At 67.8% G+C, this 21,670-nt stretch carries 23 protein-coding genes; 11 read left to right on the plus strand and 12 right to left on the minus strand.

What is annotated here, in order from left to right:
* Positions 1 to 350: 350 nt before the first annotated feature.
* From N5D30_RS15365 to N5D30_RS15385, 5 genes are all read right to left on the minus strand, one after another.
* Positions 351 to 2,219 (minus strand): GGDEF domain-containing protein, encoded by a 1,869-nt coding sequence (locus tag N5D30_RS15365; RefSeq protein ID WP_279909641.1) that lies wholly within the window; start codon positions 2,217 to 2,219, stop codon positions 351 to 353.
* Between the two features lie 25 nt (positions 2,220 to 2,244).
* Complete coding sequence (locus N5D30_RS15370) at positions 2,245 to 3,090, minus strand: endonuclease/exonuclease/phosphatase family protein (protein WP_279909642.1); 846 nt, start codon at positions 3,088 to 3,090, stop codon at positions 2,245 to 2,247.
* Between the two features lie 10 nt (positions 3,091 to 3,100).
* A complete protein-coding gene (locus tag N5D30_RS15375) occupies positions 3,101 to 3,730 on the minus strand; it encodes a thiol:disulfide interchange protein DsbA/DsbL (RefSeq protein WP_279909643.1) in 630 nt (209 codons plus the stop codon).
* A gap of 143 nt (positions 3,731 to 3,873) precedes the next feature.
* Positions 3,874 to 4,497: a c-type cytochrome gene (locus tag N5D30_RS15380; RefSeq protein ID WP_220815302.1), complete on the minus strand. Its 624-nt coding sequence runs from the start codon at positions 4,495 to 4,497 to the stop codon at positions 3,874 to 3,876.
* Positions 4,498 to 4,543: 46 nt separating this feature from the next.
* On the minus strand, positions 4,544 to 4,843 hold the full coding sequence (locus tag N5D30_RS15385; RefSeq protein ID WP_220815303.1) for a c-type cytochrome: 300 nt from the start codon (positions 4,841 to 4,843) through the stop codon (positions 4,544 to 4,546).
* A 204-nt stretch (positions 4,844 to 5,047) separates the two neighbouring features.
* Between N5D30_RS15385 and yihA the strand changes: the two genes are divergently transcribed.
* Complete coding sequence (gene yihA, locus N5D30_RS15390) at positions 5,048 to 5,686, plus strand: ribosome biogenesis GTP-binding protein YihA/YsxC (RefSeq protein WP_279904035.1); 639 nt, start codon at positions 5,048 to 5,050, stop codon at positions 5,684 to 5,686.
* A 268-nt stretch (positions 5,687 to 5,954) separates the two neighbouring features.
* Here yihA and polA read toward each other — a convergent pair whose 3' ends face one another.
* On the minus strand, positions 5,955 to 8,726 hold the full coding sequence (gene polA / locus N5D30_RS15395; RefSeq protein ID WP_279909644.1) for a DNA polymerase I: 2,772 nt from the start codon (positions 8,724 to 8,726) through the stop codon (positions 5,955 to 5,957).
* A 74-nt stretch (positions 8,727 to 8,800) separates the two neighbouring features.
* On the opposite strand from polA, the gene N5D30_RS15400 reads away from it, so the two are divergent.
* Together N5D30_RS15400 and N5D30_RS15405 are read left to right on the plus strand one after the other, a co-directional pair.
* A complete protein-coding gene (locus N5D30_RS15400) occupies positions 8,801 to 9,085 on the plus strand; it encodes a DUF2782 domain-containing protein (protein ID WP_279909645.1) in 285 nt (94 codons plus the stop codon).
* Between the two features lie 48 nt (positions 9,086 to 9,133).
* Complete coding sequence (locus N5D30_RS15405; protein ID WP_279909646.1) at positions 9,134 to 10,084, plus strand: homoserine kinase; 951 nt, start codon at positions 9,134 to 9,136, stop codon at positions 10,082 to 10,084.
* Between the two features lie 37 nt (positions 10,085 to 10,121).
* On the opposite strand, the gene N5D30_RS15410 is transcribed toward N5D30_RS15405, so the two are convergent.
* Positions 10,122 to 11,030, minus strand: a complete 909-nt coding sequence (locus N5D30_RS15410) for a zinc ABC transporter substrate-binding protein (protein WP_279909647.1) — start codon at positions 11,028 to 11,030, stop codon at positions 10,122 to 10,124.
* A 64-nt stretch (positions 11,031 to 11,094) separates the two neighbouring features.
* On the opposite strand from N5D30_RS15410, the gene N5D30_RS15415 reads away from it, so the two are divergent.
* The 7 genes from N5D30_RS15415 (at position 11,095) to N5D30_RS15445 (ending at position 16,905) form a co-directional block, all read left to right on the plus strand.
* Positions 11,095 to 11,592 (plus strand): Fur family transcriptional regulator, encoded by a 498-nt coding sequence (locus N5D30_RS15415; RefSeq protein ID WP_279904031.1) that lies wholly within the window; start codon positions 11,095 to 11,097, stop codon positions 11,590 to 11,592.
* On the plus strand, positions 11,592 to 12,383 hold the full coding sequence (znuC, locus tag N5D30_RS15420) for a zinc ABC transporter ATP-binding protein ZnuC (protein WP_279909648.1): 792 nt from the start codon (positions 11,592 to 11,594) through the stop codon (positions 12,381 to 12,383). Before N5D30_RS15415 ends, znuC begins: the two co-directional genes overlap by 1 nt.
* Positions 12,383 to 13,171, plus strand: coding sequence for a zinc ABC transporter permease subunit ZnuB (gene znuB / locus N5D30_RS15425; protein WP_220815311.1), 789 nt, complete (start codon positions 12,383 to 12,385; stop codon positions 13,169 to 13,171). The genes znuC and znuB overlap by 1 nt, the downstream gene beginning before the upstream one ends.
* A 50-nt stretch (positions 13,172 to 13,221) precedes the next feature.
* Positions 13,222 to 14,175, plus strand: a complete 954-nt coding sequence (locus tag N5D30_RS15430; protein WP_279909649.1) for a hypothetical protein — start codon at positions 13,222 to 13,224, stop codon at positions 14,173 to 14,175.
* Between the two features lie 203 nt (positions 14,176 to 14,378).
* On the plus strand, positions 14,379 to 15,386 hold the full coding sequence (locus tag N5D30_RS15435; protein WP_279909650.1) for a methionine ABC transporter ATP-binding protein: 1,008 nt from the start codon (positions 14,379 to 14,381) through the stop codon (positions 15,384 to 15,386).
* On the plus strand, positions 15,386 to 16,054 hold the full coding sequence (locus N5D30_RS15440; RefSeq protein WP_279909651.1) for an ABC transporter permease: 669 nt from the start codon (positions 15,386 to 15,388) through the stop codon (positions 16,052 to 16,054). The genes N5D30_RS15435 and N5D30_RS15440 overlap by 1 nt, the downstream gene beginning before the upstream one ends.
* A 68-nt stretch (positions 16,055 to 16,122) precedes the next feature.
* Complete coding sequence (locus N5D30_RS15445) at positions 16,123 to 16,905, plus strand: MetQ/NlpA family ABC transporter substrate-binding protein (RefSeq protein ID WP_279909653.1); 783 nt, start codon at positions 16,123 to 16,125, stop codon at positions 16,903 to 16,905.
* Positions 16,906 to 17,116: 211 nt separating this feature from the next.
* Here the strand turns inward: N5D30_RS15445 and N5D30_RS15450 are convergent, their stop codons facing one another.
* The 5 genes from N5D30_RS15450 to N5D30_RS15470 form a co-directional block, all read right to left on the minus strand.
* Positions 17,117 to 17,752, minus strand: coding sequence for an SCO family protein (locus N5D30_RS15450; RefSeq protein ID WP_220815316.1), 636 nt, complete (start codon positions 17,750 to 17,752; stop codon positions 17,117 to 17,119).
* 59 nt (positions 17,753 to 17,811) lie between these two features.
* A complete protein-coding gene (cyoE, locus tag N5D30_RS15455) occupies positions 17,812 to 18,711 on the minus strand; it encodes a heme o synthase (protein WP_220815317.1) in 900 nt (299 codons plus the stop codon).
* Between the two features lie 14 nt (positions 18,712 to 18,725).
* On the minus strand, positions 18,726 to 19,796 hold the full coding sequence (locus N5D30_RS15460; RefSeq protein ID WP_279909654.1) for a COX15/CtaA family protein: 1,071 nt from the start codon (positions 19,794 to 19,796) through the stop codon (positions 18,726 to 18,728).
* Between the two features lie 282 nt (positions 19,797 to 20,078).
* A complete protein-coding gene (locus N5D30_RS15465) occupies positions 20,079 to 20,654 on the minus strand; it encodes a hypothetical protein (RefSeq protein WP_279909655.1) in 576 nt (191 codons plus the stop codon).
* On the minus strand, positions 20,629 to 21,384 hold the full coding sequence (locus N5D30_RS15470; RefSeq protein WP_279909656.1) for an SURF1 family protein: 756 nt from the start codon (positions 21,382 to 21,384) through the stop codon (positions 20,629 to 20,631). The genes N5D30_RS15465 and N5D30_RS15470 overlap by 26 nt, the downstream gene beginning before the upstream one ends.
* A 77-nt stretch (positions 21,385 to 21,461) precedes the next feature.
* Here N5D30_RS15470 and N5D30_RS15475 point away from each other — a divergent pair, with 77 nt between their 5' ends.
* Positions 21,462 to 21,665, plus strand: coding sequence for a twin transmembrane helix small protein (locus N5D30_RS15475; RefSeq protein WP_220815321.1), 204 nt, complete (start codon positions 21,462 to 21,464; stop codon positions 21,663 to 21,665).
* Positions 21,666 to 21,670: the final 5 nt, after the last annotated feature.

The following is a 21,670-nucleotide window of genomic DNA, read 5'->3' on the forward strand; positions in this document are numbered from 1 at the left end:
GAGAGCTCAATGCTCGCTAGGGATTGGATCTATGTGTTTTTTCTGACTGACTGCTTACGTGTTGGAACGGGCAACATCGGAAAAGGATGAATCTTTATTTTCACCATTTACCGTATTTTTCGAGCCTGGGCGAAAATTAGGATGATACTTTAGCGCCCTTAATCATTCTCCCATGAAAGGCAAAACGATCCAGTCTCGGGTGTAAGTGCTCACAACATACTGATATAAAAGGGATTTTTTATGAATAGGAGAGCGCGCGACGTTTCTCTCTGTTTTTAGAGTTAGGATGAAACTTTATTTGCATCCCACAGGAGGCGAACCCTGCAATCCCGGATTCCATCCGCAGGCGGCTAGCCTAGCTCGATGCGGTTGCGACCTTCGCGCTTGGCCTTGTACATGGCCTGGTCGGCACGGCTGAAGGTCGTTTCGCTGTTGTCCTCGCCGGCGAACGCGGTGAGTCCCGCCGAGAAGGTGATGGTCACGGGTTCACCACGGAAGTGGAACGGGCAGGCCTCGACGGCTCCACGCAGGGTTTCCAGCAACTGCTGCCCACCCTCCAGCGGGGTGCCGGGGATCAACAATACGAATTCCTCACCGCCGAAACGGGCGAGGAAATCGGTCTTGCGCAGGCGCTTGGCAAGCTCGCCGGCGATGATCTTCAGTACCTTGTCGCCGGCCAGGTGGCCATAGCTGTCGTTGATCCGCTTGAAGTGGTCGACGTCCAGCACTGCCAGCAACAGGTCGCCGCCATACCGGCGCCAGCGTGCCATTTCCAGGTCCAGGCGCTCGGCCCAGCCCGCGCGGTTGGCCAGGCCGGTCAGGGGATCGACGAGGGCCTTCTGCCGCTGTTCCTCCAGATGCTCGCGGAAGCCCTGAGCCTCCTGCTCCATCTCGGCGACCTTCTGCGTCAGCGCCTGCAGGCGTGCCGAGACTTCCTCCTCCCGCCCTTCACGCTGGTGCTGGTGCTCGCTGACGGTGCTCAGCAGTCCCTCGAGACGCTGCTCCAGGGCACGCTTCAGGCTGGGCAGGTCGATGGCGTCCTGCACGCTGGCCTGCAGGCCGCTGACCTGGTCGCGCAGCTCCTGGTTGAAATTGCGGGCGCTCTCCACCGATTCGCTGTAGCCCTCGTGGGCCTCGGTGAGGGTGTCGAGGAAGGCGGCCAGGCGTTCGTTGAGCTGCTTGAGGTAGCCGGCGAACTCGCGCTGCCCGTTGTCGGTGACGGCCAGCACCAGCACTGCCAGATCGTCCAGCAGGGGCACCAGTTCGTACCAGTTGAGCCCGCCTTGCAGGCGCTCGCGCAGGGCCTCGCCCTGGGGCTGGTGATAGTCGGGAAGTTCGAGTTCGGCGAGCAGGCCGAGCAGGCTCTCGGCGATATGCGGCGCCACCGCGCTGTAGCCGGGCTCGGAGCGTTCGGGCAGCTCGTAGGCGGGATCGCCGTCGCCGGTGATGATGCGGGCGTCCAGCGGCAGGCTGTCCAGATTGGGGGCGAGGCGTGGAGGCGTTGGCTGCGGGCCGGCGGCGGCTGGCGGAGGCGGAGATCCGGCAGCGCTCTCCCTCGCGGTCGTCGGGATGGCCGGCGCATCGGCTTCGGCAGGGGCCAGGGCAGTCGGGATGTCCTGCTCGTCTTCCTCGTCGATATCGATCGGGGGAGCGGGCTGGGATGGCGGCGGGAGAGAAGCGTCCTCCGCCGGCATGTCCTCGCGCCCGCCGAACAGGCGCCGCAGCAGCCCGGGACGTTCCACCGGCTCGCTGCCCAGCACGCTCAGTGCCTTGCCTTGCAGGCTGCCCAGCTCGGCCAGCAGGGCGGGCAGCTCGCGCGGCTGGCTGGCGCGCTCGTCGATGCGCTTGGCGAACTGCCTGAGCGCCTTGCGCACTTCGCGCGGCGGCTCCAGGGCCAGCAGTTGCTGGGTCAGGCCGGTGATGCCGGCGATGTTCTGTTCGACGCGCTGCTGGCGGCGCTGCTCCGAATCCAGCACGGCCTTCTCCAGGCGCGGGATCAGTGCGGCGAGGCCAGCGTCCATCTGCTCGCCGCGGATCAGTTCGCGCAGCTCCTGCATGCACTGGTCCACCGCCTTGTCGCTGCCCTCGGCCGCCAGGGAGCTGCGCACCAGGCCGCGTCGCAGCAGGTCTAGGCGTTCGTTCCAGCGCTTCTCTTCCAGCTCCTGCTGTTCGAGGCTTGCCAGATACTTGTCTTTCCAGCGCTGGGCGTCGTTGGTCATTAGTGGCAATCCAGTGGCAAAGCCACTACAGCATAGGCAGGTTGGAGCCGGTCGGCAGGCGGATATCCACGGCCACCGGCAGATGATCGGAAATCGGCTGGCTGAGCACCTCGACCCGCTCCAGCACCAGCTCGGGACTCAGCAGAATATGGTCCAGGCAGCGTTGTGGGCGCCAGCTGGGAAAGGTCGCCTCGATCTGCGGTGCCACCAGGCCGAGATCGCGCAGGGGCGAATGCTGCAGCAGGTCGACGGCGTGGGTGTTCATGTCGCCCATCAATACCACGTGTCGGTAGCTCCCGATCAGCTCGCGTACATAGGCCAGCTGGCGGGTGCGTGTACGGGCGCCGAGGGACAGGTGCATCATCACCACGGCCAGGGCATCGGCGCCTTCGCCGAAACGCAGCAGGATGGCGCCACGGCCGGGAGGGCCGGGCAGGGGATGGTCTTCCAGCTGGTCGGGGCGCAACCGGCTGAGCACGCCGTTGCTGTGCTGGGCCAGGCGCCCGAGGTTGCGATTGAGCTGCTGGTACCAGTAGGGAAACGCGCCCAATTCGGCGAGGCGCTCGACCTGGTTGACGTAGCTGGAGCGCAGGCTACCGCCGTCCACTTCCTGCAGCGCGACCAGGTCGTAGTCGCCGAGCAGGACGCCGATGCGCTGCAGGTTGCCTGCCCGGCCGGGGTGCGGCAGCAGGTGCTGCCAGCCGCGGGTCAGGTAGTGGTGATAGCGCTCGGTGCTGATGCCGACCTGGATGTTGAAGCTGAGCAAGCGCAGGCGGCCATCGCCGCAGTGGCCGTTGGATTCCGTGCAGAAGCCGTTGACCTGCGCCTGGCGCAGGCCCGCGGAACGCCCGGAACTCCAGCGGCGCAGCATGGGCAGGGACTCAGTTGGCGGTACGCTCTTTCTGGATCAGGAAGTTGGCGACTTCCAGGGCCTGGTTCTCACCGCCGGACGAGGAAATGTCGAAGCGGTACTTGCCGTTGACGATCAGGACCGGCACGCCGGTGATCTGGTACGACATGGCCAGCTTCTTGGCCTTGGCCATCTGACCCTTCACGGCGAACGAGTTGAAGGTGCTCAGGAACTTGCCCTTGTCCACGTCGTGGGCGGCGAGGAACTCGGCCATTTCCTCGGGAGTGGCCAGCTTGCGCTTCTCCTTGTGGATGGCCTCGAACACGGCGTCATGCACTTGCCTTTCGACACCCATGGATTCGAGGGTGATGAACAGCTGGCCGTGCACGTCCCAGATACCGCCGAACATGGCCGGGACTCTCACGAAGTTGACGTCGCCCGGCAGCTTCTCGACCCAGGGGTTGAGGGTCGGTTCGAACTGATAGCAGTGCGGGCAGCCATACCAGAACAGCTCGACCACTTCGATCTTGCCCGGTTGGGAAACCGGGACCGGGCTGCTCAGCTCGGTGTATTGGCGGCCGGCCTCGATACTGTCGGCCTGGACGCTCAGGCCGAACAAGCTGAGGCTGAAGAGGGCGGCACTGAGAATCAGGTTACGCATGCGGAGCTCCTTGACGATGGGGCCGCGTGATGCGGCGGCTCGATTCGACCGGCGTCACGGCGACGGGTTCCGGCATTGTAGCGGCAGCACCCAAGAAAAAGGGTGGCCATGGCCACCCTTTTGTTTCGGCTTGTCAGCGCTGCTCAGTGCAGACCCTGGATGTAGCTGGACACGGCTTCGATATCCTTGTTGCTCAGCTTGGCGGCGATGGCGCGCATGATCATGGCATCGCCGTCATTGGTGCGGTTGCCTTCGCGGAAATCGGTCAGCTGCTTGGTGACGTACTGGGCATGCTGGCCACCCAGTTTCGGGAAGCTGGCCGCGGCCAGGCCGGCGCCGTCGGGAGAGTGGCAACCGGTGCAGGCGGGCATGCCTTCTTCCAGCTTGCCGCCGCGGAACAGTTCCTGGCCACGCTGGACCAGATTGGGGTCGGCGGCGCCCACGCTCATGTTCTGGCTGGCGAAATAGGCGGCGATATCGGCCAGGTCCTGCTCGCTGAGCGGGTCCAGCATGCCGGTCATTTCCAGCACGACGCGCTTGCCGCCCTTGATGTCATGCAGCTGCTTCAGCAGGTAGCGTTCGCCCTGGCCGGCCAGCTTGGGGAAGTTGGGTGCGGGGCTGTTGCCGTCGGCGCCGTGGCAGGCGCCGCAGACTGCGGTCTTGGCTTGGCCGGCCTCGGCATCGCCGACGATTTTCCCAGCGTCGGCGGCGTGTGCTGCCACGGAGACACCCAGGCTCAACAGGAGACTCACGAGTACTTTGTTCATCAGCTAATCCAATAACGGCTAGAGGTAATAAGGTTTTCTTACGGGACTACTCGCTCATCACCTTGATGACGGCCTGGTAGTCCTCGGCACTGCAATCCATGCACAGGCCACCGCGTGGCATGGCATTCAAACCCTTGGTGACGCTCAGTACCATCGCGTCCATGCCCTTGGCCATTCTCGGCTCCCAGGCGGCCTTGTCGCCACGCTTGGGTGCCATCGGCAGCTGTCCATTGTGGCAGGCCGAACAGGCCTTGGCATAAACCGCTTCGGGATCCTGTACCGCATTGGCATTCGCGGCCGCCGACAACCACAACAACGCTGCGCCGGCGATCAGCATTTTCTCCATTGGCCAGACCTCATCAGGGATGGGAACGGCCTGCGTCTGGTCGCGCAGCGGTTATGTCTCGCTCCCGGCGGAAGGACAAAGCGCACACAAAATCTGCGGCATTATATACTGGAGTCGCTGAAACGGAAGCGACACCATGCCGCGCCCCCGGGCTCTCCCGGCCGCTGGCGAGCGCTTCCGCTACCCCGCCCATACGGACTCCCCATGTCATCCAAGAACCCCATTCTCGGCCTGTGCCAGCAGTCAACTTTCCTGATCAGCGCCGCCAAGGTCGACCAGTGCCCGGACGACAGCGGCCTGGAAGTGGCCTTCGCCGGACGCTCCAACGCCGGCAAGTCGAGCGCATTGAATACCCTGACCCATGCCAGCCTGGCGCGCACCTCGAAGACACCGGGGCGCACGCAGCTGCTCAACTTCTTCCGCCTGGACGACGAGCGCCGCCTGGTCGACCTGCCGGGCTACGGCTACGCCAAGGTACCGATTCCGCTCAAGCAGCACTGGCAGAAGCACCTGGAGGCCTACCTGGGCAGCCGCGAGAGCCTGTGCGGGCTGGTGCTGCTGATGGACATCCGCCATCCGCTGACCGAGTTCGACCGCATGATGCTGGACTGGTCCAAGGCCAGCGGCATGCCGCTGCACATCCTGCTGACCAAGGCCGACAAGCTGACCTTCGGCGCCGCCAAGAACGCCCTGCTCAAGGTGCGCCAGGAGATCCGCAAGGAGTGGGGCGACGATGTGGCCAGCATCCAGCTGTTCTCCGCGCCCAAGCGCATGGGCGTCGAGGAGGCGCAGCTGGTGCTGGCGCAGTGGCTGGGTCTGCTGGAAGACGACGAGGCCGAGTGAGTTCGGGGCTGAATCGCAGGCAAAAAAAACCCCGGGCTTCGTATGGGGAGGGAGAAGTCCGGGGTTCAATTCTGAACCGCTAGGGCGGGGTTCAGAGATCTGCCAACACTAAAACACAGCTAGGAGCATCGAAGGGCTTGCGTGCCATTCGTGTTCTCTGACCGGCCACTTTGACGGTTAGTTCAGTTTTTTTTAAATCGCGTTGTCATAAGTAAATAACCAGAAGGCATAAAATCGCATAAACGATGCGACCTTATGCCGCAGCGTTTCAGTGCGCCTCGTCCCAGTTGTCGCCCACGCCCGCTTCCACCACCAGGGGCACTGCCAGTTCGGCGGCGCCACTCATCAGCGGCAGCAGGCCGGCCTTCAGCGCCTCGACCTGATCCTCGCGCACTTCCAGCACCAGTTCGTCGTGCACCTGCAGGATGACTTTCGCGTCCAGCCCGGATTCCGGCAGCCAGCGGTCCACGGCCACCATGGCGCGCTTCATGATGTCCGCCGCGGTGCCCTGCATGGGCGCGTTGATCGCGGTGCGCTCGGCGCCCTTGCGCAGCGCCGGGTTCTTCGCGTGGATGTCCGGCAGGTACAGGCGGCGCCCGAACAGGGTCTCGACGAAGCCCTGCTGGCTGGCCTGCTCGCGGGTGCGCTCCATGTAGGCGAGCACGCCGGGGTAACGGGCGAAGTAGCGGTCGATGTAGGCCTGCGCCTGCTTGCGGTCGACGCCGATCTGCTTGGCCAGGCCGAAGGCGCTCATGCCGTAGATCAGGCCGAAGTTGATCGCCTTGGCGCTGCGGCGCTGGTCGGCGGTGACCTGCTCCAGTTCGACGCCGAATACCTCGGCCGCGGTCGCCCTGTGCACGTCGCGGTCGTGGCGGAAGGCGTCCAGCAGGCCTTCGTCCCTGGCCAGGTGGGCCATGATGCGCAGCTCGATCTGCGAGTAGTCGGCCGACATCAGCTTGTAGCCGGTGGGTGCGACGAAGGCCTGGCGGATGCGTCGGCCCTCGGCGGTGCGGATCGGGATGTTCTGCAGGTTCGGGTCGGTGGAGGAGAGCCGCCCGGTGGCCGCCACCGCCTGGTGGTAGCTGGTGTGGATGCGCCCGGTGCGCGGGTTGATCTGCTCCGGCAGGCGGTCGGTGTAGGTGCTCTTGAGCTTGCTCAGCGTGCGGTATTGCAGAATCACCTTGGGCAGGGCGTAGTCCTGCTCGGCCAGTTCGGCCAGCACGTTCTCGGCGGTGGACGGCTGGCCGGTGGCGGTCTTGCTCAGCACCGGCAGGCCGAGCTTCTCGTAGAGGATGGCGCCGAGCTGCTTGGGCGAACCTAGGTTGAATTCCTGCTCGGCGATGGCGTACGCCTCGCGCTCCAGGGCGATCATCTTCTCGCCCAGCTCCAGGCTCTGCTGGCCGAGCAGCTTAGCGTCGACCAGCGCGCCGTTGCGCTCGATGCGTGCGAGCACTGGCACCAGCGGCATCTCGATGTCCTTGAGCACCTTGACCAGCGCCGGGGTAGCCGAGAGCTTGGCCCACAGGGCTTGGTGCAGGCGCAGGGTGACGTCGGCGTCCTCGGCGGCGTAGGGGCCGGCCTGTTCGAGGGCGATCTGGTCGAAGGTCAGCTGCTTGGCGCCCTTGCCGGCGATGTCCTCGAAGCGGATGGTGCTGTGCTCCAGGTACTTGAGCGCCAGGCTGTCCATGTCGTGGCGGGTGGCGGTCGAGTCCAGCACGTAGGATTCGAGCATGGTGTCGAAGGCCAGGCCCTGCATGTCGATGGGCGTGGTGGCGTTGGCCAGCACGTTCATGTCGTACTTGGCGTGCTGCCCCACCTTGGCCTTGGCTGGGTCCTCGAGGATCGGCTTGAGCGCGCGCAGCACGGCGTCGCGGTCGAGCTGCTCGGGCACGCCCATGTAGGAGTGGGCCAGCGGCACGTAGGCCGCCTCGCCGGCGGTGACCGCGAAGGACACGCCGACCACCTGGGCCTGCTGGGCATCGAGGCTAGTGGTCTCGGTGTCGAAGGCGATCAGCTCGGCCTGTTCCAGCTTCTTCAGCCAGGCGTCGAACTGCGCCTGTTCCAGCACCGTCTCGTAGCAGGAGGCTACCTCCGGCTCCTCGCTCAGCGGACCTTCGTCGAACAGGCCGCCGCTGATCGGAGGCGCCGGCGGGTTCTTGGCCTTCTCGCGCATCAGCTCGTCCTGCCAGCTCTTGAACTCCAGCTCGGTGTAGAGCCGCAGCAGGGCCTCGCGGTCCGGCTCGCCGGGGTAGAGGTCCTCGACCCGGACGTCCAGCTCGACGTCGGTCTTGATCGTGGCCAGCAGGTAGGACAGGAACGCCATCTCGCGGTGTTCCTCGAGCTTGGCCGGCAGCGTCTTGGCGCCGCGGATGGGCAGCTCGGGCACCTTGTCCAGGTTGGCGTAGAGCACCTCCAGGCCGCCACCGACGCCCACCAGCAGGCCCAGCGCGGTCTTCTCGCCGACGCCCGGCACGCCGGGGATGTTGTCCACCTTGTCGCCCATCAGGGCCAGGTAGTCGATGATCAGCTCGGGGCCGACGCCGAACTTGGCCTTCACGCCCTCGATGTCGTACACGCTGCCGGTCATGGTGTTGACCAGGGTGACGTGCGGGCACACCAGCTGGGCCATGTCCTTGTCGCCGGTGGAGATCACCACGTCGCGCCCGAGCGCCGCGCACTGGCGGGCGAGGGTGCCGATCACGTCGTCGGCCTCCACCCCGTCCACGCACAGCAGCGGGTAGCCGAGGGCGCGCACGCTGGCGTGCAGCGGCTCGACCTGGCCGCGCAGGTCTTCCGGCATCGGCGGGCGGTTGGCCTTGTACTCGGCGAAGATCTCGTCGCGGAAGGTACCGCCCTTGGCGTCGAACACCACCGCGAAGGGGCTGTCCGGATACTGCTTGCGCAGGCTCTTGAGCATGTTCAGCACGCCCTTCACCGCGCCGGTCTGCTGGCCCTTGGAGGTGGCCAGCGGGGGCAGGGCGTGGAAGGCGCGGTACAGGTAGGAGGAACCGTCGACCAGGACCAAGGGGGCGTTAGACATGCGAGGGATCAACCTTTTCCATGGGGCCGGCGCTAGAATGGACCGACCATTGACGAGAAAAGGACAAGGTTATCATGCGCGCATTCAACCGCCTGATGCTGGCCGCCGTGCTGGCCGCGAGCACGCTGGGGGCGATGGCCGAGGACGCGGTCACCGGCGATCCGGACGTCACCATCCGCCAGGACGGCGACAAGACCATCACCGAATACCGCCAGAACGGCTTCCTCTACGCCATCAAGGTCACGCCGAAGAACGGCAAGCCGTACTTCCTGGTGCGTGCCGATGGCAGCGAGGGCAACTTCGTCCGTTCCGACCAGCCGGACATGCTCATTCCCGCCTGGGAAATCTTCAAGTGGTAACCCGCGTGGCGGCCCCGGCCGCCGCGCCCGCACTACGGACCTCCCGCCATGTCGGTCTTCACGCCTCTCGAACGCCATGAACTGGAAGTCTTCCTGGAGCCCTACGGCCTCGGCCGCCTGAAGGACTTCCAGGGCATCGCCGCGGGCACCGAGAACAGCAACTTCTTCGTCAGCCTGGAGGGTGGCGAATTCGTCCTGACCCTGGTCGAGCGCGGCCCGCGGGCGGACATGCCGTTCTTCGTCGCCCTGCTCGAACGCCTGCACCGGGCCGGCCTGCCGGTGCCCTACGCGGTGCCGACCGCGAGCGGCGAGGCGCTGCGCGAACTGGCCGGGAAGCCGGCCATCCTGCAGCCACGGCTGGCCGGCCGCCATGTTGCCTCGCCCAACGCCCACCACTGCGCGGAGATCGGCGGCTGGCTGGCGCGCCTGCACGTGGCGACCCGCGACGACATCCTCGAACGGCGCAGCGACCGGGGCCTGGACTGGATGCTCGAAGAGGGCACGGTGCTGGCCCTGGAGCTGCACGATGAGCAGCTGCCGCTGCTGCGCGACAGCCTCAACGAAGTGGCCGAGCTGAAGGCGGACATCCTCGCCCTGCCGCGCGCCAACCTGCACGCCGACCTGTTCCGCGACAACGCCCTGTTCGACGGCAACCACCTGGCCGGCGTGATCGACTTCTACAACGCCTGCTCGGGGCCGATGCTCTACGACCTGGCGATCACCCTCAACGACTGGTGCTCCGGTGCCGACGACGATCTGGACCCGGCGCTGGCCCGCGCCCTGCTGGGCGCCTACGCCGCGCTGCGCCCGTTCACCCGCGCCGAGGCCGAGCTGTGGCCGGCGATGCTGCGGGTCGCCTGCCTGCGCTTCTGGCTGTCCCGGCTGATCGCCGCGCGCCGCTTCCAGGACCGCGACGTGCTGGTCAAGGACCCCGCCGAGTTCCAGCGCCGCCTGGCCCGTCGTCAGCGGGTGGCGTTGCCGCTACCCTTCGCCCTGTAGCGCGGGGCCGCCTAGGCCACGCGCACCGGCGTGCGCCCTATAGCCCTTCCAGGCAGCCGGCGAGCTGGCCAGCCAGTTCGCCCAGCAGCTGTTCGTAGCTCTTCGCGCCGGCGCCCAGGGTGTCCAGCTCCGCCAGCTTCACCGGCAGGCCGGCGGACAGGGTCTCGGCCAGGCGCGGGCGCAGCGGCGGTTCGCTGAACACGCAGGACGGGCCGGCCGCCGCCAAACGCTCGCGCATCGCCGCCACGTGGCGGGCGCCCGGCTGGACCTCGCTGGCGGCGGTGAACACCCCGGCGTGCTGCAGGCCGTAGGCGGCCTCGAAGTAGTCGAACGCCTGGTGGAAGACGAAGAAGGGTTTTTCGGCCAGCGGCGCCAGGCGGGTCTTCAACTCGCCGTCCAGGGCGTCCAGGCGCTGCTCGAAGGCGGCCAGGTTGGCTTGGTAGCGCGCGGCATTGGTAGGGTCGGCGGCGGCCAGGTCGGCGGCCATCTTCGCGGCGATCACCCTAGCGTTGGCGGGCAGCAGCCAGAGGTGCGCGTCCAGGCTGCCGGGCCGGTGATCGTGGTCGTGCTCGTCGGCATCGTGGTGGTGATGCTCGTCTTCGCTGCCAGCGCCTTCACCGAAGTGGCGCAGGGTCAGCCCCGGCAGGGACTGCACGGCCACGCTGGGTTTGCCACGGCCATCCAGCACGCGCGGCAGGAAGCTCTCCATGTCCGGGCCGATCCAGTACAGCAGGTCGGCGCCTTGCACGCGGCGCACATCGGAAGGGCGCAGGGCGAAGTGGTGCGGCGAGGCGCCGGGCGGCAGCAGCACCTCGGGCCGGCCGGTCTCGCCCTGCACGGCGGCGGCGATCAGTTGCAGCGGCTTGATACTGGTGAGGACCCGCACTTCGGCCTGGGCGGCCAGGCTGAGCAGGAACAGGGCGATAACGGCGAACAGGCGCGACACGACGGCAAGACTCTGAGGCAAAAGAGTAATAGAATAACGTCTCTTCACCCGGACGTCCCTCGTCATGTTCAAGCCGCTGACCGACAACACGCCGCTGGCCTGCCTGCCACACGATCATTCCCGCTGCGTGGCCGACGCCCTCGCCGAGGCCGAGACGCTGTGCGCCCGCCAGGGCACGCGCCTGACCGCGCTGCGCAAGCGCGTGCTGGAGCTGGTCTGGGCCAGCCACAAGCCGCTCGGGGCCTACGACATTCTCGGCGTGCTCAGCGACGAGGACGGCCGCCGCGCCGCGCCGCCGACCGTCTACCGCGCCCTCGACTTCCTGCTGGAAAACGGGCTGGTGCACCGCATTGCCTCGCTCAACGCCTTCATCGGCTGCGTCCACCCGGGCGAGCTGCACCAGGGCCAGTTCCTCATCTGCCGTACCTGCCACACGGCCATCGAGCTGGAGCAGCCCGCCATCAGCGCGGCCATCGTCGCCGGCGCCAGCCAGGTGGGTTTCGCCGTGGAGAGCCAGACCGTCGAAGTGGTCGGCCTCTGCGCCGGCTGCCAGGGCGCGTGATGAGCGATGCGCTGATCCGCCTCGACGGCGTGGGCGTCGGCTTCGCCGGCCAGTCGGTGCTGCAGGACGTGCAGCTGACCGTGCGCCCCGGCGAGATCGTCACCCTGATCGGCCCTAACGGCGCCGGCAAGACCACGCTGGTGCGCACCGTGCTCGGCCTGCTCCGGCCGGATCGCGGCAGCGTGCAGCGCAAGCCGCGCTTGCGCGTCGGCTACATGCCGCAGAAGTTGCACGTGGACCCGACCCTGCCGCTGTCGGTGCTGCGCTTCCTGCGCCTGGTGCCAGGTGTCGACCGCGCCGCGGCCATCGCGGCGCTGGACGAGGTGGGCGCCGGGCAAGTGCTCGACAGCCCGCTGCAGAGCATTTCCGGCGGCGAGCTGCAGCGCGTGCTTCTGGCCCGCGCCCTGCTGCGCCAGCCGGAGCTGCTGGTGCTCGACGAGCCGGTCCAGGGCGTCGACGTGACCGGCCAGGCGGAGCTGTACCGCCTGATCACCCGCCTGCGCGACCGCTACGGCTGCGGCGTGCTGATGGTCTCCCACGACCTGCACCTGGTGATGAGCACCACCGACCAGGTGGTCTGCCTCAACCGCCACGTGTGCTGCTCGGGCCACCCGGAACAGGTCAGCAACGACCCGGTGTTCTTCGAGATGTTCGGCCAGGACGCCAAGAGCCTGGCCGTCTACCACCACCATCACGACCATAGCCACGACCTGCACGGCGAGGTGGTCGAAGGCGCTGGCCTGACCATCCATGGTCCGGCCCATGTGCACGGTCCCGGATGCAAGCACTGATGCCCGATTTCCTGCTCAACGCGCTGCTCGCCGGCCTGGCCCTGGCCCTGGTGGCCGGCCCGCTCGGTTCCTTCGTGGTGTGGCGGCGCATGGCCTATTTCGGCGACACCCTGTCTCACGCCGCCCTGCTCGGTGTGGCCCTGGGCTTCCTGCTCGACCTCAGCCCGACCCTGGCGGTGACCGCCGGCTGTCTGCTGCTGGCCGTGCTGCTGGTGACCCTGCAGCAGCGCCAGGCGCTGGCCTCGGACACCCTGCTGGGCATCCTGGCGCCGACCACCCTGTCGCTGGGCCTGGTGGTCCTCAGCTTCATGGACGAGGTGCGCATCGACCTGATGGGCTACCTGTTCGGCGACCTGCTGGCAGTGAGCGCCAACGACCTGGCGTGGATCCTCGGCGGCTGCGCCCTGGTCCTGGCCCTGCTGCTACCGCTGTGGCGCCGCTTGCTGGCGATCACCGTGCACGAGGAGCTGGCGCGGGTCGAGGGCCTGCCGGTGGCCGGCCTGCGCTTGGCGCTGATGCTGCTGATCGCCGTGGTCATCGCGGTGGCCATGAAGATCGTCGGCGTGCTGCTGATCACCTCGCTGCTGATCATCCCGGCGGCCGCCGCCCAGCGCCACGCGCGCACCCCGGAACAGATGGCGATCGGTGCCAGCTTCCTGGGTATGCTCGCGGTAGCCGCGGGCTTGAGCCTTTCCTGGTTCCAGGACACGCCCGCCGGACCCTCCATCGTGGTCTGCGCCGCCGCGATTTTCCTGATTGGCTTTGCTCTGCCCCGCCAGGCCCGGTAGCATTGAGCGTTTTTTGCTCAGATCAAAACCAAGCGGAACCCATGGGTCACATGATGAACAACAGAGCGTATCGCTATATCGCCGCGCTCGGCCTCGGCTTGCTGTTGGGCGAAGCCCATGCCGAATACTGGACGGTGGACGAGCTGGTGAAGGAGTTCAACCAGGTCTCCGCGCAGATCTCCCAGGGCGACCTGCAGGCCGCGGAAGCCAAGCTGGAAGCCCTGCGTCAGCGGGCCCCCGGCAACGACGTGCGCCTGGGCCAGTACCAGCGCGAACTGGCGAATGCCTACCTGCAACGCAGTCGCCAGCAATTGCAGGCCGGCGACACGGCGGCCGCCAGCGCCACCCTGGCCAAGGGCGAGCGCCACCTGGGCGCGGCCTCGCCGGCACTGAAACAGCAGTACAGCCAGGCCGCCTCCGTGGCGAGCCCGGCCCCCCAGGTTGCGGCCAAGGCGCAGCCGGCCCAGCCGAAGGTCAGCGAGTCGGCGGACGCCGAAGCGCGCCGCCAGGAAACCGAACGCCGCCTGCGCGAAGCCGAGGCTGCCCTCGCCAGGAAGGAAGCCGAACGGGCCCGCCAGCAGCAACTGGCGGAAGAGAAGGCCGCCGCCGAGCGTGAGGCGCGCGCCCAGCAGGCCGCCGCCAAGCGCCCGGAGCCTGTGGCACCGCCGCCGCCGGTGGCTGCGGCCAAGATCGCCGAGCCGGTGGCGCCGCGCGCCCAACTGATCGACCCCGCCGCGCCCAGCAGCATCGTGCCGCTGCCGATGCTCGATGCCGGCGACCGCGAGGCGCTGCGCGATCTGCTCGACCGGGTCGCCGCCGACGTGGTGGCCTTCGGCTGCGCGGTGAGCCTGGAAGTGCGCGAGGCCAAGGACTATCCCTTCGTCGCCGCGCTGCTCTCGGCGCGGATCAAGAAGCTCGACCCGGGCTTCGCGCCGCGCCTGTCGCCGGTGTACAAGCCCGACCAGGAACCGCGCCTGGTGCTCAGCCCGCAGCGCAACGGCTGAGGCCATGGAAGCGCCGCAGGGCGGGTCGCATCCGCCCTGCGGCTTATGCCTTTATGAAGGAAACCCAGGCCAACAAAGACTAAGAGCGCATAAACAAAACGGCTAGAATGCGCGGCTTTCGGCTAACCGCCTAGGCTAGAGGGGAGTCGTCGCACCTCACCGGATCGCGACCAGCATTCCCACGTACCCACAAGGTTCGCTCAGTGATCGAGTTCCACCACGTCCAGAAGACCTATCGGGTCTCCGGGCGGGACATTCCCGCCCTGCAGTCCACCGATCTGCGCATCGAGCAGGGCCAGGTGTTCGGCCTGATCGGCCATTCCGGCGCCGGCAAGAGCACCCTGCTGCGCCTGATCAACCGCCTGGAGGAACCCTCCGGCGGGCGCATCGTGATCGACGGCGAGGACATCACCGCCCTCGACGCCGACGGCCTGCGCCGCTTCCGCCGCCAGGTCGGGATGATCTTCCAGCACTTCAACCTGCTGTCGTCCAAGACCGTGGCGGCCAACGTCGCCATGCCGCTGGAACTGGCCGGCGAACTGGGCCGCGCGGAAATCCGCCAGCGCGTGGACGAGCTGCTGGCCCGGGTCGGCCTCAGCGGCCATGCCGACAAGTACCCCGCGCAACTCTCCGGCGGCCAGAAGCAGCGGGTCGGCATCGCCCGCGCCCTGGCCACCCGGCCGAAGATTCTGCTGTGCGACGAGGCCACCAGCGCGCTGGACCCGCAGACCACCGCCCAGGTGCTGCAGCTGCTGGCCGAGATCAACCGCGAGCTGGGCCTGACCATCGTGCTGATCACCCACGAGATGGACGTGATCCGCCGGGTCTGCGACCAGGTGGCGGTGATGGACGACGGCCGCATCGTCGAGCAGGGCCCGGTGGCCCGGGTGTTCCTCCACCCGCAGCACGGCACCACCCGCCGCTTCGTGCTGGAGGACGAGCACATCGACGAGAGCGAGCAGCGCGACGACTTCGCCAACGTCAGCGGCCGCATCCTGCGCCTGACCTTCCAGGGTGAGGCCACCTACGCGCCGCTGCTCGGCACCGTGGCCCGCGAGACGGGCGTCGACTACAGCATCCTTGCCGGGCGCATCGACCGCATCAAGGACACCCCCTACGGCCAGCTCACCCTGGCCCTGACCGGCGGCGACGTGGAGAGCGCCATCGGCCGCTTCCGGGCCGCCGACGTGCATCTGGAGGTACTGCGCTGATGCTCGAGCAACTGCTGCCCAACGTCGATTGGCAGGAAATCGGCTACGCCAGCCTCGACACCCTCAACATGCTCGGTGGCGCCACCCTGTTCACCGTGCTGCTCGGCCTGCCGCTGGGCGTGCTGCTGTTCCTCACCGGCCCGCGCCAGATGTTAGAGCAGCGCGCGCTGTACGCCGTGCTGTCGCTGGTGGTGAACATCCTGCGCTCGGTGCCGTTCGTGATCCTGCTGATCCTGATGATCCCGCTGACCGTGCTGATCACCGGCACCTCGCTGGGCGTGGCCGGCGCCATCCCGCCGCTGGTGGTGGGCGCCACGCCGTTCTTCGCGCGCCTGGTGGAGACCGCCCTGCGCGAAGTAGACCGGGGCATCATCGAGGCGACCCAGGCGATGGGCGCCAGCACCCTGCAGATCATCTTCCGCGCGCTGCTGCCGGAGGCCCTGCCGGGGCTGATCGCGGCCACCACCGTCACCGCCATCACCCTGGTCTCCTATACCGCCATGAGCGGCCTGATAGGCGGCGGCGGCCTGGGCGACCTGGCCGTGCGCTACGGCTACCAGCGCTACCAGCCGGATGTGATGGCGGTGACCGTCATCCTGCTGCTGGTGCTGGTGCAGGTGCTGCAGATGGTCGGCGACAGGCTGGTCATCCATTTCTCACGCAAGTAAATCCACCTAGAACAGCGGGCGACCGGCCACCCGCCGGACCCCGCGCCACGTCCCACAAGGAGTTGAACATGAAGAAACTGCTGACTGCCCTGGCCGCCGCCGCGGCCCTCACTTCCGCCGCCGCCCAGGCCGCCGACTCGATCAGCGTCGCCGCCACCGCCGTGCCGCACGCGGAGCTTCTCGAATTCGTCAAGCCGGCCCTGGCCAAGGAAGGCGTCGACCTCAAGGTCAAGGTCTTCACCGACTACGTGCAGCCCAACGTGCAGGTCGCCGAAGGCCGCCTGGACGCCAACTTCTTCCAGCACCAGCCGTACCTGGACGAGTTCAACGCCTCCCGTGGCACCCAGCTGGTGAGCATCGCCGGCGTGCACGTCGAGCCCTTCGGCGCCTACTCCAGCAAGATCAAGAAGCTCGACGAGCTGAGCGAAGGCGCCCAGGTGGTGATTCCCAACGACGCCACCAACGGCGGTCGTGCCCTGCTGCTGCTGCAGAAGGCCGGCGTGATCAAGCTGAAGGAAGGCGCCGGCATCACCGCCACCGTCAAGGACATCGCCGAGAACCCGAAGTCCATCAAGGTGCGTGAGCTGGAAGCGGCCACCCTGCCGCGCGTGCTGGGTCAGGTCGACCTGGCTCTGATCAACACCAACTACGCCCTGGAAGCCGGCCTGAACCCGACCAAGGACGCCCTGGTGATCGAAGGCGCCGACTCGCCGTACGTGAACATCCTGGTGACCACCGCCGCGAAGAAGGACAGCCCCGCCCTGCAGAAACTGGCAGCGGCCCTGCACACCCCGGAAGTGAAGAAGTTCATCGAGGACAAGTACAAGGGCGCCGTGGTGCCGGCGTTCTGATTGCCTGCCAGTCGCTGGCTCTCGTGAGGGGGCTGTGCGCACCGGAGCCATGTACGGGCTTGCTGGTGCGCACGGCGCACCCTACATGCTGTGGCCGTACGAGGACGTAGCCAACAAAAAGCCCGCTCTTGAGCGGGCTTTTTTTCGTTTCGGCTTCCCCGTAGGGCGGGTGCAACCCGCGCCACCGGGGATTACGCGGGTTGCACCCGCCCTACCTTGATCCGAGCAACCCCGGCAGCTGGGCGGCCAGCTTGTCGACGTTCACCGGCGCGCGGATGAAGCCGCGCTGGCTGCCGTCCGGGCCGATGATCACCAGGTTGCCGCTGTGGTCGACGGTGTAGTTTTCCTTGCTGGTGTCGGCCGGGATGAAGGGAATGCTCACCGCGCTGGCCAGCTTCTGGATGTCCTCCTGGCTGCCGGTCAGGCCCTGGAAGCCCGGGTCGAAGTAGGCGAGGTACTTCTTCAACTGCTCCGGGGTGTCGCGGTGCGGGTCCACCGTCACCAGCACCACGCGCAGGCGCTCCTTGGCCTCGGCCGGCAGCATGCCCTGCAGCTGGCGCATCTGCGCCAGGGTGGCCGGGCAGATGTCCGGGCAGAAGGTGTAGCCGAAGAACAGCAGGCTCCATTTGCCCTCGAGCTGGTTCGCCGTCACCGCCTGGCCTTCCTGGTTGGTCAGGGTCAGGTCCGGCAGGCTGCGGCTCTGTGGCAGCAGGACGATGCCGGCGTCGAGCAGCGCCACCTTGTCGGTGCCGTCGCCCTTGCTGTTGAGCACCTTGTTGACGGTGAGGCCCACCACCAGGGCGACGACGGCGGCGAGGACAAGGACGGTCTTCTGGGTACGGCTCATGGAATCTCTCTTCGGTTCGGCGGGCAGCGTGGCGTGCCCGCCGGTATCGCGCGGGCCGCTCAGAGGTTGAGCAACAGGTAGTGGTCCGCCAGCAGGGCGATGAACAGCAGGAACAGGTACCAGATACTGTACTTGAAGGTGTTGATCGCGGCGTGCGGCCGGCTGTCACGGTACAGCACCCAGGCCCAGAACATGAAGCGCCCGCCGAGCACCAGCGCGGCCGCGAGGTAGAGCGGACCGCTCATGTGGATGGCGTAGGGCAGCAGGGTCACGGCGAACATCACGGCGGTGTACAGCAGGATGTGCACCTTGGTGTAGTGCTCGCCGTGGGTCACCGGCAGCATGGGGATGTCGGCTTTCGCGTACTCCTCCTTGCGGTGGATGGCCAGGGCCCAGAAGTGCGGCGGCGTCCAGGCGAAGATGATCAGCACCAGCAGCAGCGGCTCGGCGCTGAGGTGGCCGGTGGTGGCGACCCAGCCGAGCAGCGGCGGCGCGGCGCCGGCCAGGCCGCCGATCACGATGTTCTGCGGTGTGGCGCGCTTGAGGAAGCCGGTGTAGAGCACCGCGTAGCCGAGCAGCGAGGCCAGGGTCAGCCAGGCGGTCAGCTCGTTGGTGAAGGCCAGCAGCAGGCCCTGCCCGACCACGGCCAGGAGCAGGGCGAAGCCCAGCGCCGCCGGCACCGAGACGCGCCCGGCGGTGACCGGGCGCTTGTGGGTGCGTGCCATGATCGAGTCGATGCGTCGGTCGACCACGTGGTTCACCGCCGCCGCGGCGCCGGCGCACAGGCCGATGCCGAGGTTGCCGAACACCAGCACGGTCCACGGCACGCCGGCGCGGGTGGCGAGGAACATGCCGACCAGCGAGGTGATCAGCATCAGCAGGACCACCCTGGGCTTGGTCAGCTCCAGGTAGTCGCGCCAGGTGGCGTGTTCGGAGTGGGCTCGCAGCACTGTAGCCATGGCGTTTCTCCTTTCTAGTTATGCTGGGGAAGCGGTTGGGCGGCATCCCGCCTTGGCCGTGAAGGCCGGGCCATCGCGGCCAAGGCCGCTCCCGCAGGGGTACGCAGTCGGTAGTTGATCAGCACCAGCACCAGCAGCAGCGCGGCGCCGCCGCCGTTGTGCGCCACCGCCACGGCCAGCGGCAGGTGCAGCAGCACGTTGCTCACGCCGAGGCTGACCTGCACGGCCAGGGCCAGCAGCAGCAGGCCGGCCAGGCGGCCGAGGCCGGCGGCGCGCAGGCGCCAGGCCAGCAGCAGGAGGACCAGGCTGAGCGCCACCGCGCCTAGGCGGTGGGTCATGTGGATGGCGGTGCGGGCGTCGCTGTCGAGCTGGCCGCCCAGGTAGTTGGGGCCGATGTGCTGGGTCAGGTGGAAGCCGTTGGCGAAGTCCATCGCCGGCCACCATTCGCCGTGGCAGGTCGGCAGGTCGACGCAGGCGACCGCCGCGTAGTTGGAGCTGACCCAGCCGCCCAGGGCGATCTGCCCGACGGCCAGGCACAGCGCCGCGACGGCGAGCAGGCGCAGGCGCGCCGATACGTTTGCCAGCACCGGCAGCCGGCCGGACAGGCGCAGGGTCAGCAGGAACAGCAGCGCCAGGGTGGTGAAGCCGCCGAGCAGGTGCGCGGTGACCACCTGGGGCCACAGCTGCAGGGTCACCGTCCACATGCCGAAGGCGGCCTGGGCGACCACCACGCCGAGCAGCAGCAGGGGCAGCTTCAGCGGCCTGCCGGGTTCGTCGCGGCGGCGCAGCGCCTGCACGGCGAGGCCGAGGATGACCAGGCCGAGGGTGCCGGCGAAGTAGCGGTGGACCATCTCGTTCCAGCCCTTTTCCACCTCCACCGGCGCCTCGGGGAAGCGCGCCTCGGCCAGGGCCTGCTTGTGCTCGCTCATCGGCACGCCGAGGAAGCCGTAGCAGCCCGGCCAGTCCGGGCAGCCGAGCCCGGCGTGGGTCAGGCGGGTGTAGGCGCCGAGCAGTACCACCACCACCGTCAGCAGGGTGGCGAACAGGGCTAGGCGGTAGCCGGGCAGGGTCTTGCGGTCACTCATCCGGGGCCTCTCTTGTTCTTATAGGGGGTGCCAGCATCTGCTCATGATCCTGCGAGCCAGGGACGCTGAAAAAGTCCTCGTCACTCCCGCGCAAGCGGGAGCCCAAGTGTCGCGGAGCTTCTGGATTCCCGCTTGCGCGGGAATGACGACCATCTCAGTACCGTCTCTGGAGCCAGGCAAGGCGGAGGCGGGCGAAGCAACGCAGCTCAGAAGCGGTAAATGAGCATGCCGAGCCCGCTTCCAACGCGGGCTGGCCGACGCGCAGCCGATCATGGGCGGTTCTCAGCCGATCTGCGACAGCTTCAGCAGCAGCCGCAGATCGTTGAGGATGTCCTTGCCCTTGCTGGTGGCGTCGTAGCGCAGCACCAGGTTGCCCTTGGGATCGACGATCCACAGCAGGGCGCCCTGGCCGGCCGGCACCGCCTTGTCGTAGCGCAGGTTGTCGAGGTGGTAGCGGCCCAGCTGGGGGTATTCGCGCTTGAGTTGCTCGTCGTAGTCGGCGGCCAGCGGCCGGCTCACCGCCAGGCCGTGGACGGCGCGGGTGGCGTCGCGATTGAGGCCGATGTGGATCTGCCGGGCGGCATAGACCAGCTGGCGGCAGTTCTCGGCGCAGTCGCCGGGGGCGGTGACCAGCAGTTGCCAGCGTTCCTCGCTCGCGCCCGGCACGCCGATGTCGGCGACTTGGGTGCCGTCGCCGACCAGGGCGCCGTGGTAGTTGCGCCCTTCCGGCACCCAGAAGCGCCACTGGTACATGGCGGTGGCCAGGATCATCGGGCCGACCGCCACCAGCAGCAGCAGGATCAGCTGCAGGCGCCCGCGCGCCCTGGGCGCTTCAGGAGTGGAAAGGGCCGGATTCATGGCTGGGCTCATGCTGTTTCTCCCGCGCGGTCTGGCGCGCTGTGTGGATGCCGAGATAGAGGTAGAGGCCGACCAGGGCGACGGCCATGGCGAACCATTGCACGGCGTAGCCGGTGTGTTTTTCCGGGGCCATGGCCACCAGTGGCCATTCGGCCTGGTAGGCGGCCGGGCCGGGTTCGAGGCGCACTTCGTAGGCCATGCCGCCGCGCCCGAGCTGGCGCCACAGGCGTTCCGGCTCGACGGCAGTGACCAGGCGCGGCCAGGCGCCGCCAGCCGGGTCGTCCTGCAGCTGGAAGGTCTTGCCGACCGGCACGTAGACCCGCGCCACCAGGTCCAGTGGCTGCTCGGGGGTGTCGAAGCGCGGCGGCGTGCGCCGGTCCGGCCAGGGCAGCCAGCCGCGGTTGACCAGCAGCCAGAGGCCGGAGGCCTGGTCGTAGAAGGGTTGCAGCAGCTCGATGCCGACCTGGCCGCCACGCTGGCGGTTGTCCAGCAGCAGGCTGTGGCGTTCGTCGAACTGGCCGTGCAGGCGGATGCGCAGGTGGGCGAGGTCGGCGCGCGGTTCGAGGTCGGTGACGCCCATGGGTTCGGCGTGCTCGCGGGCGGCGAAGTCGGCGAGCAGCAGGCGCTTCTCCCCGGCGCGGGCGAGTTGCCAGAAGCCCAGGCCGACCAGCAGCGGCAACAGCAGCGCGACCACGATGCTGGGCAGCAACCCCGGACGGAAACCGTTCATGCCCCTGTGCCCGGGGCTGGAATGCGGCTGGCTATACTGGAACTGCACACCGTCTTCCCCCATTTCCGGAGTCACGCATGCTCAAGGCCGCGATCATCCTCCTGCTGCTGGCCACCCTGGCCAGCCTGTTCAGTGGCCTGTTCTTCCTGGTCAGGGACGAGGGCCGCGGCTCGCGCCTGGTCAACGCCCTGACGCTCCGCGTGATCCTCGCCTCGGTCACCCTGGCGCTCATCGCCTGGGGCTTCTACAGCGGCCAACTGGTCTCCCACGTCACCTGGTAGCGACT

This window comes from Pseudomonas sp. GD03875, from assembly GCF_029840585.1.
In the GTDB taxonomy this organism is placed as follows: domain Bacteria; phylum Pseudomonadota; class Gammaproteobacteria; order Pseudomonadales; family Pseudomonadaceae; genus Aquipseudomonas; species Aquipseudomonas paralcaligenes.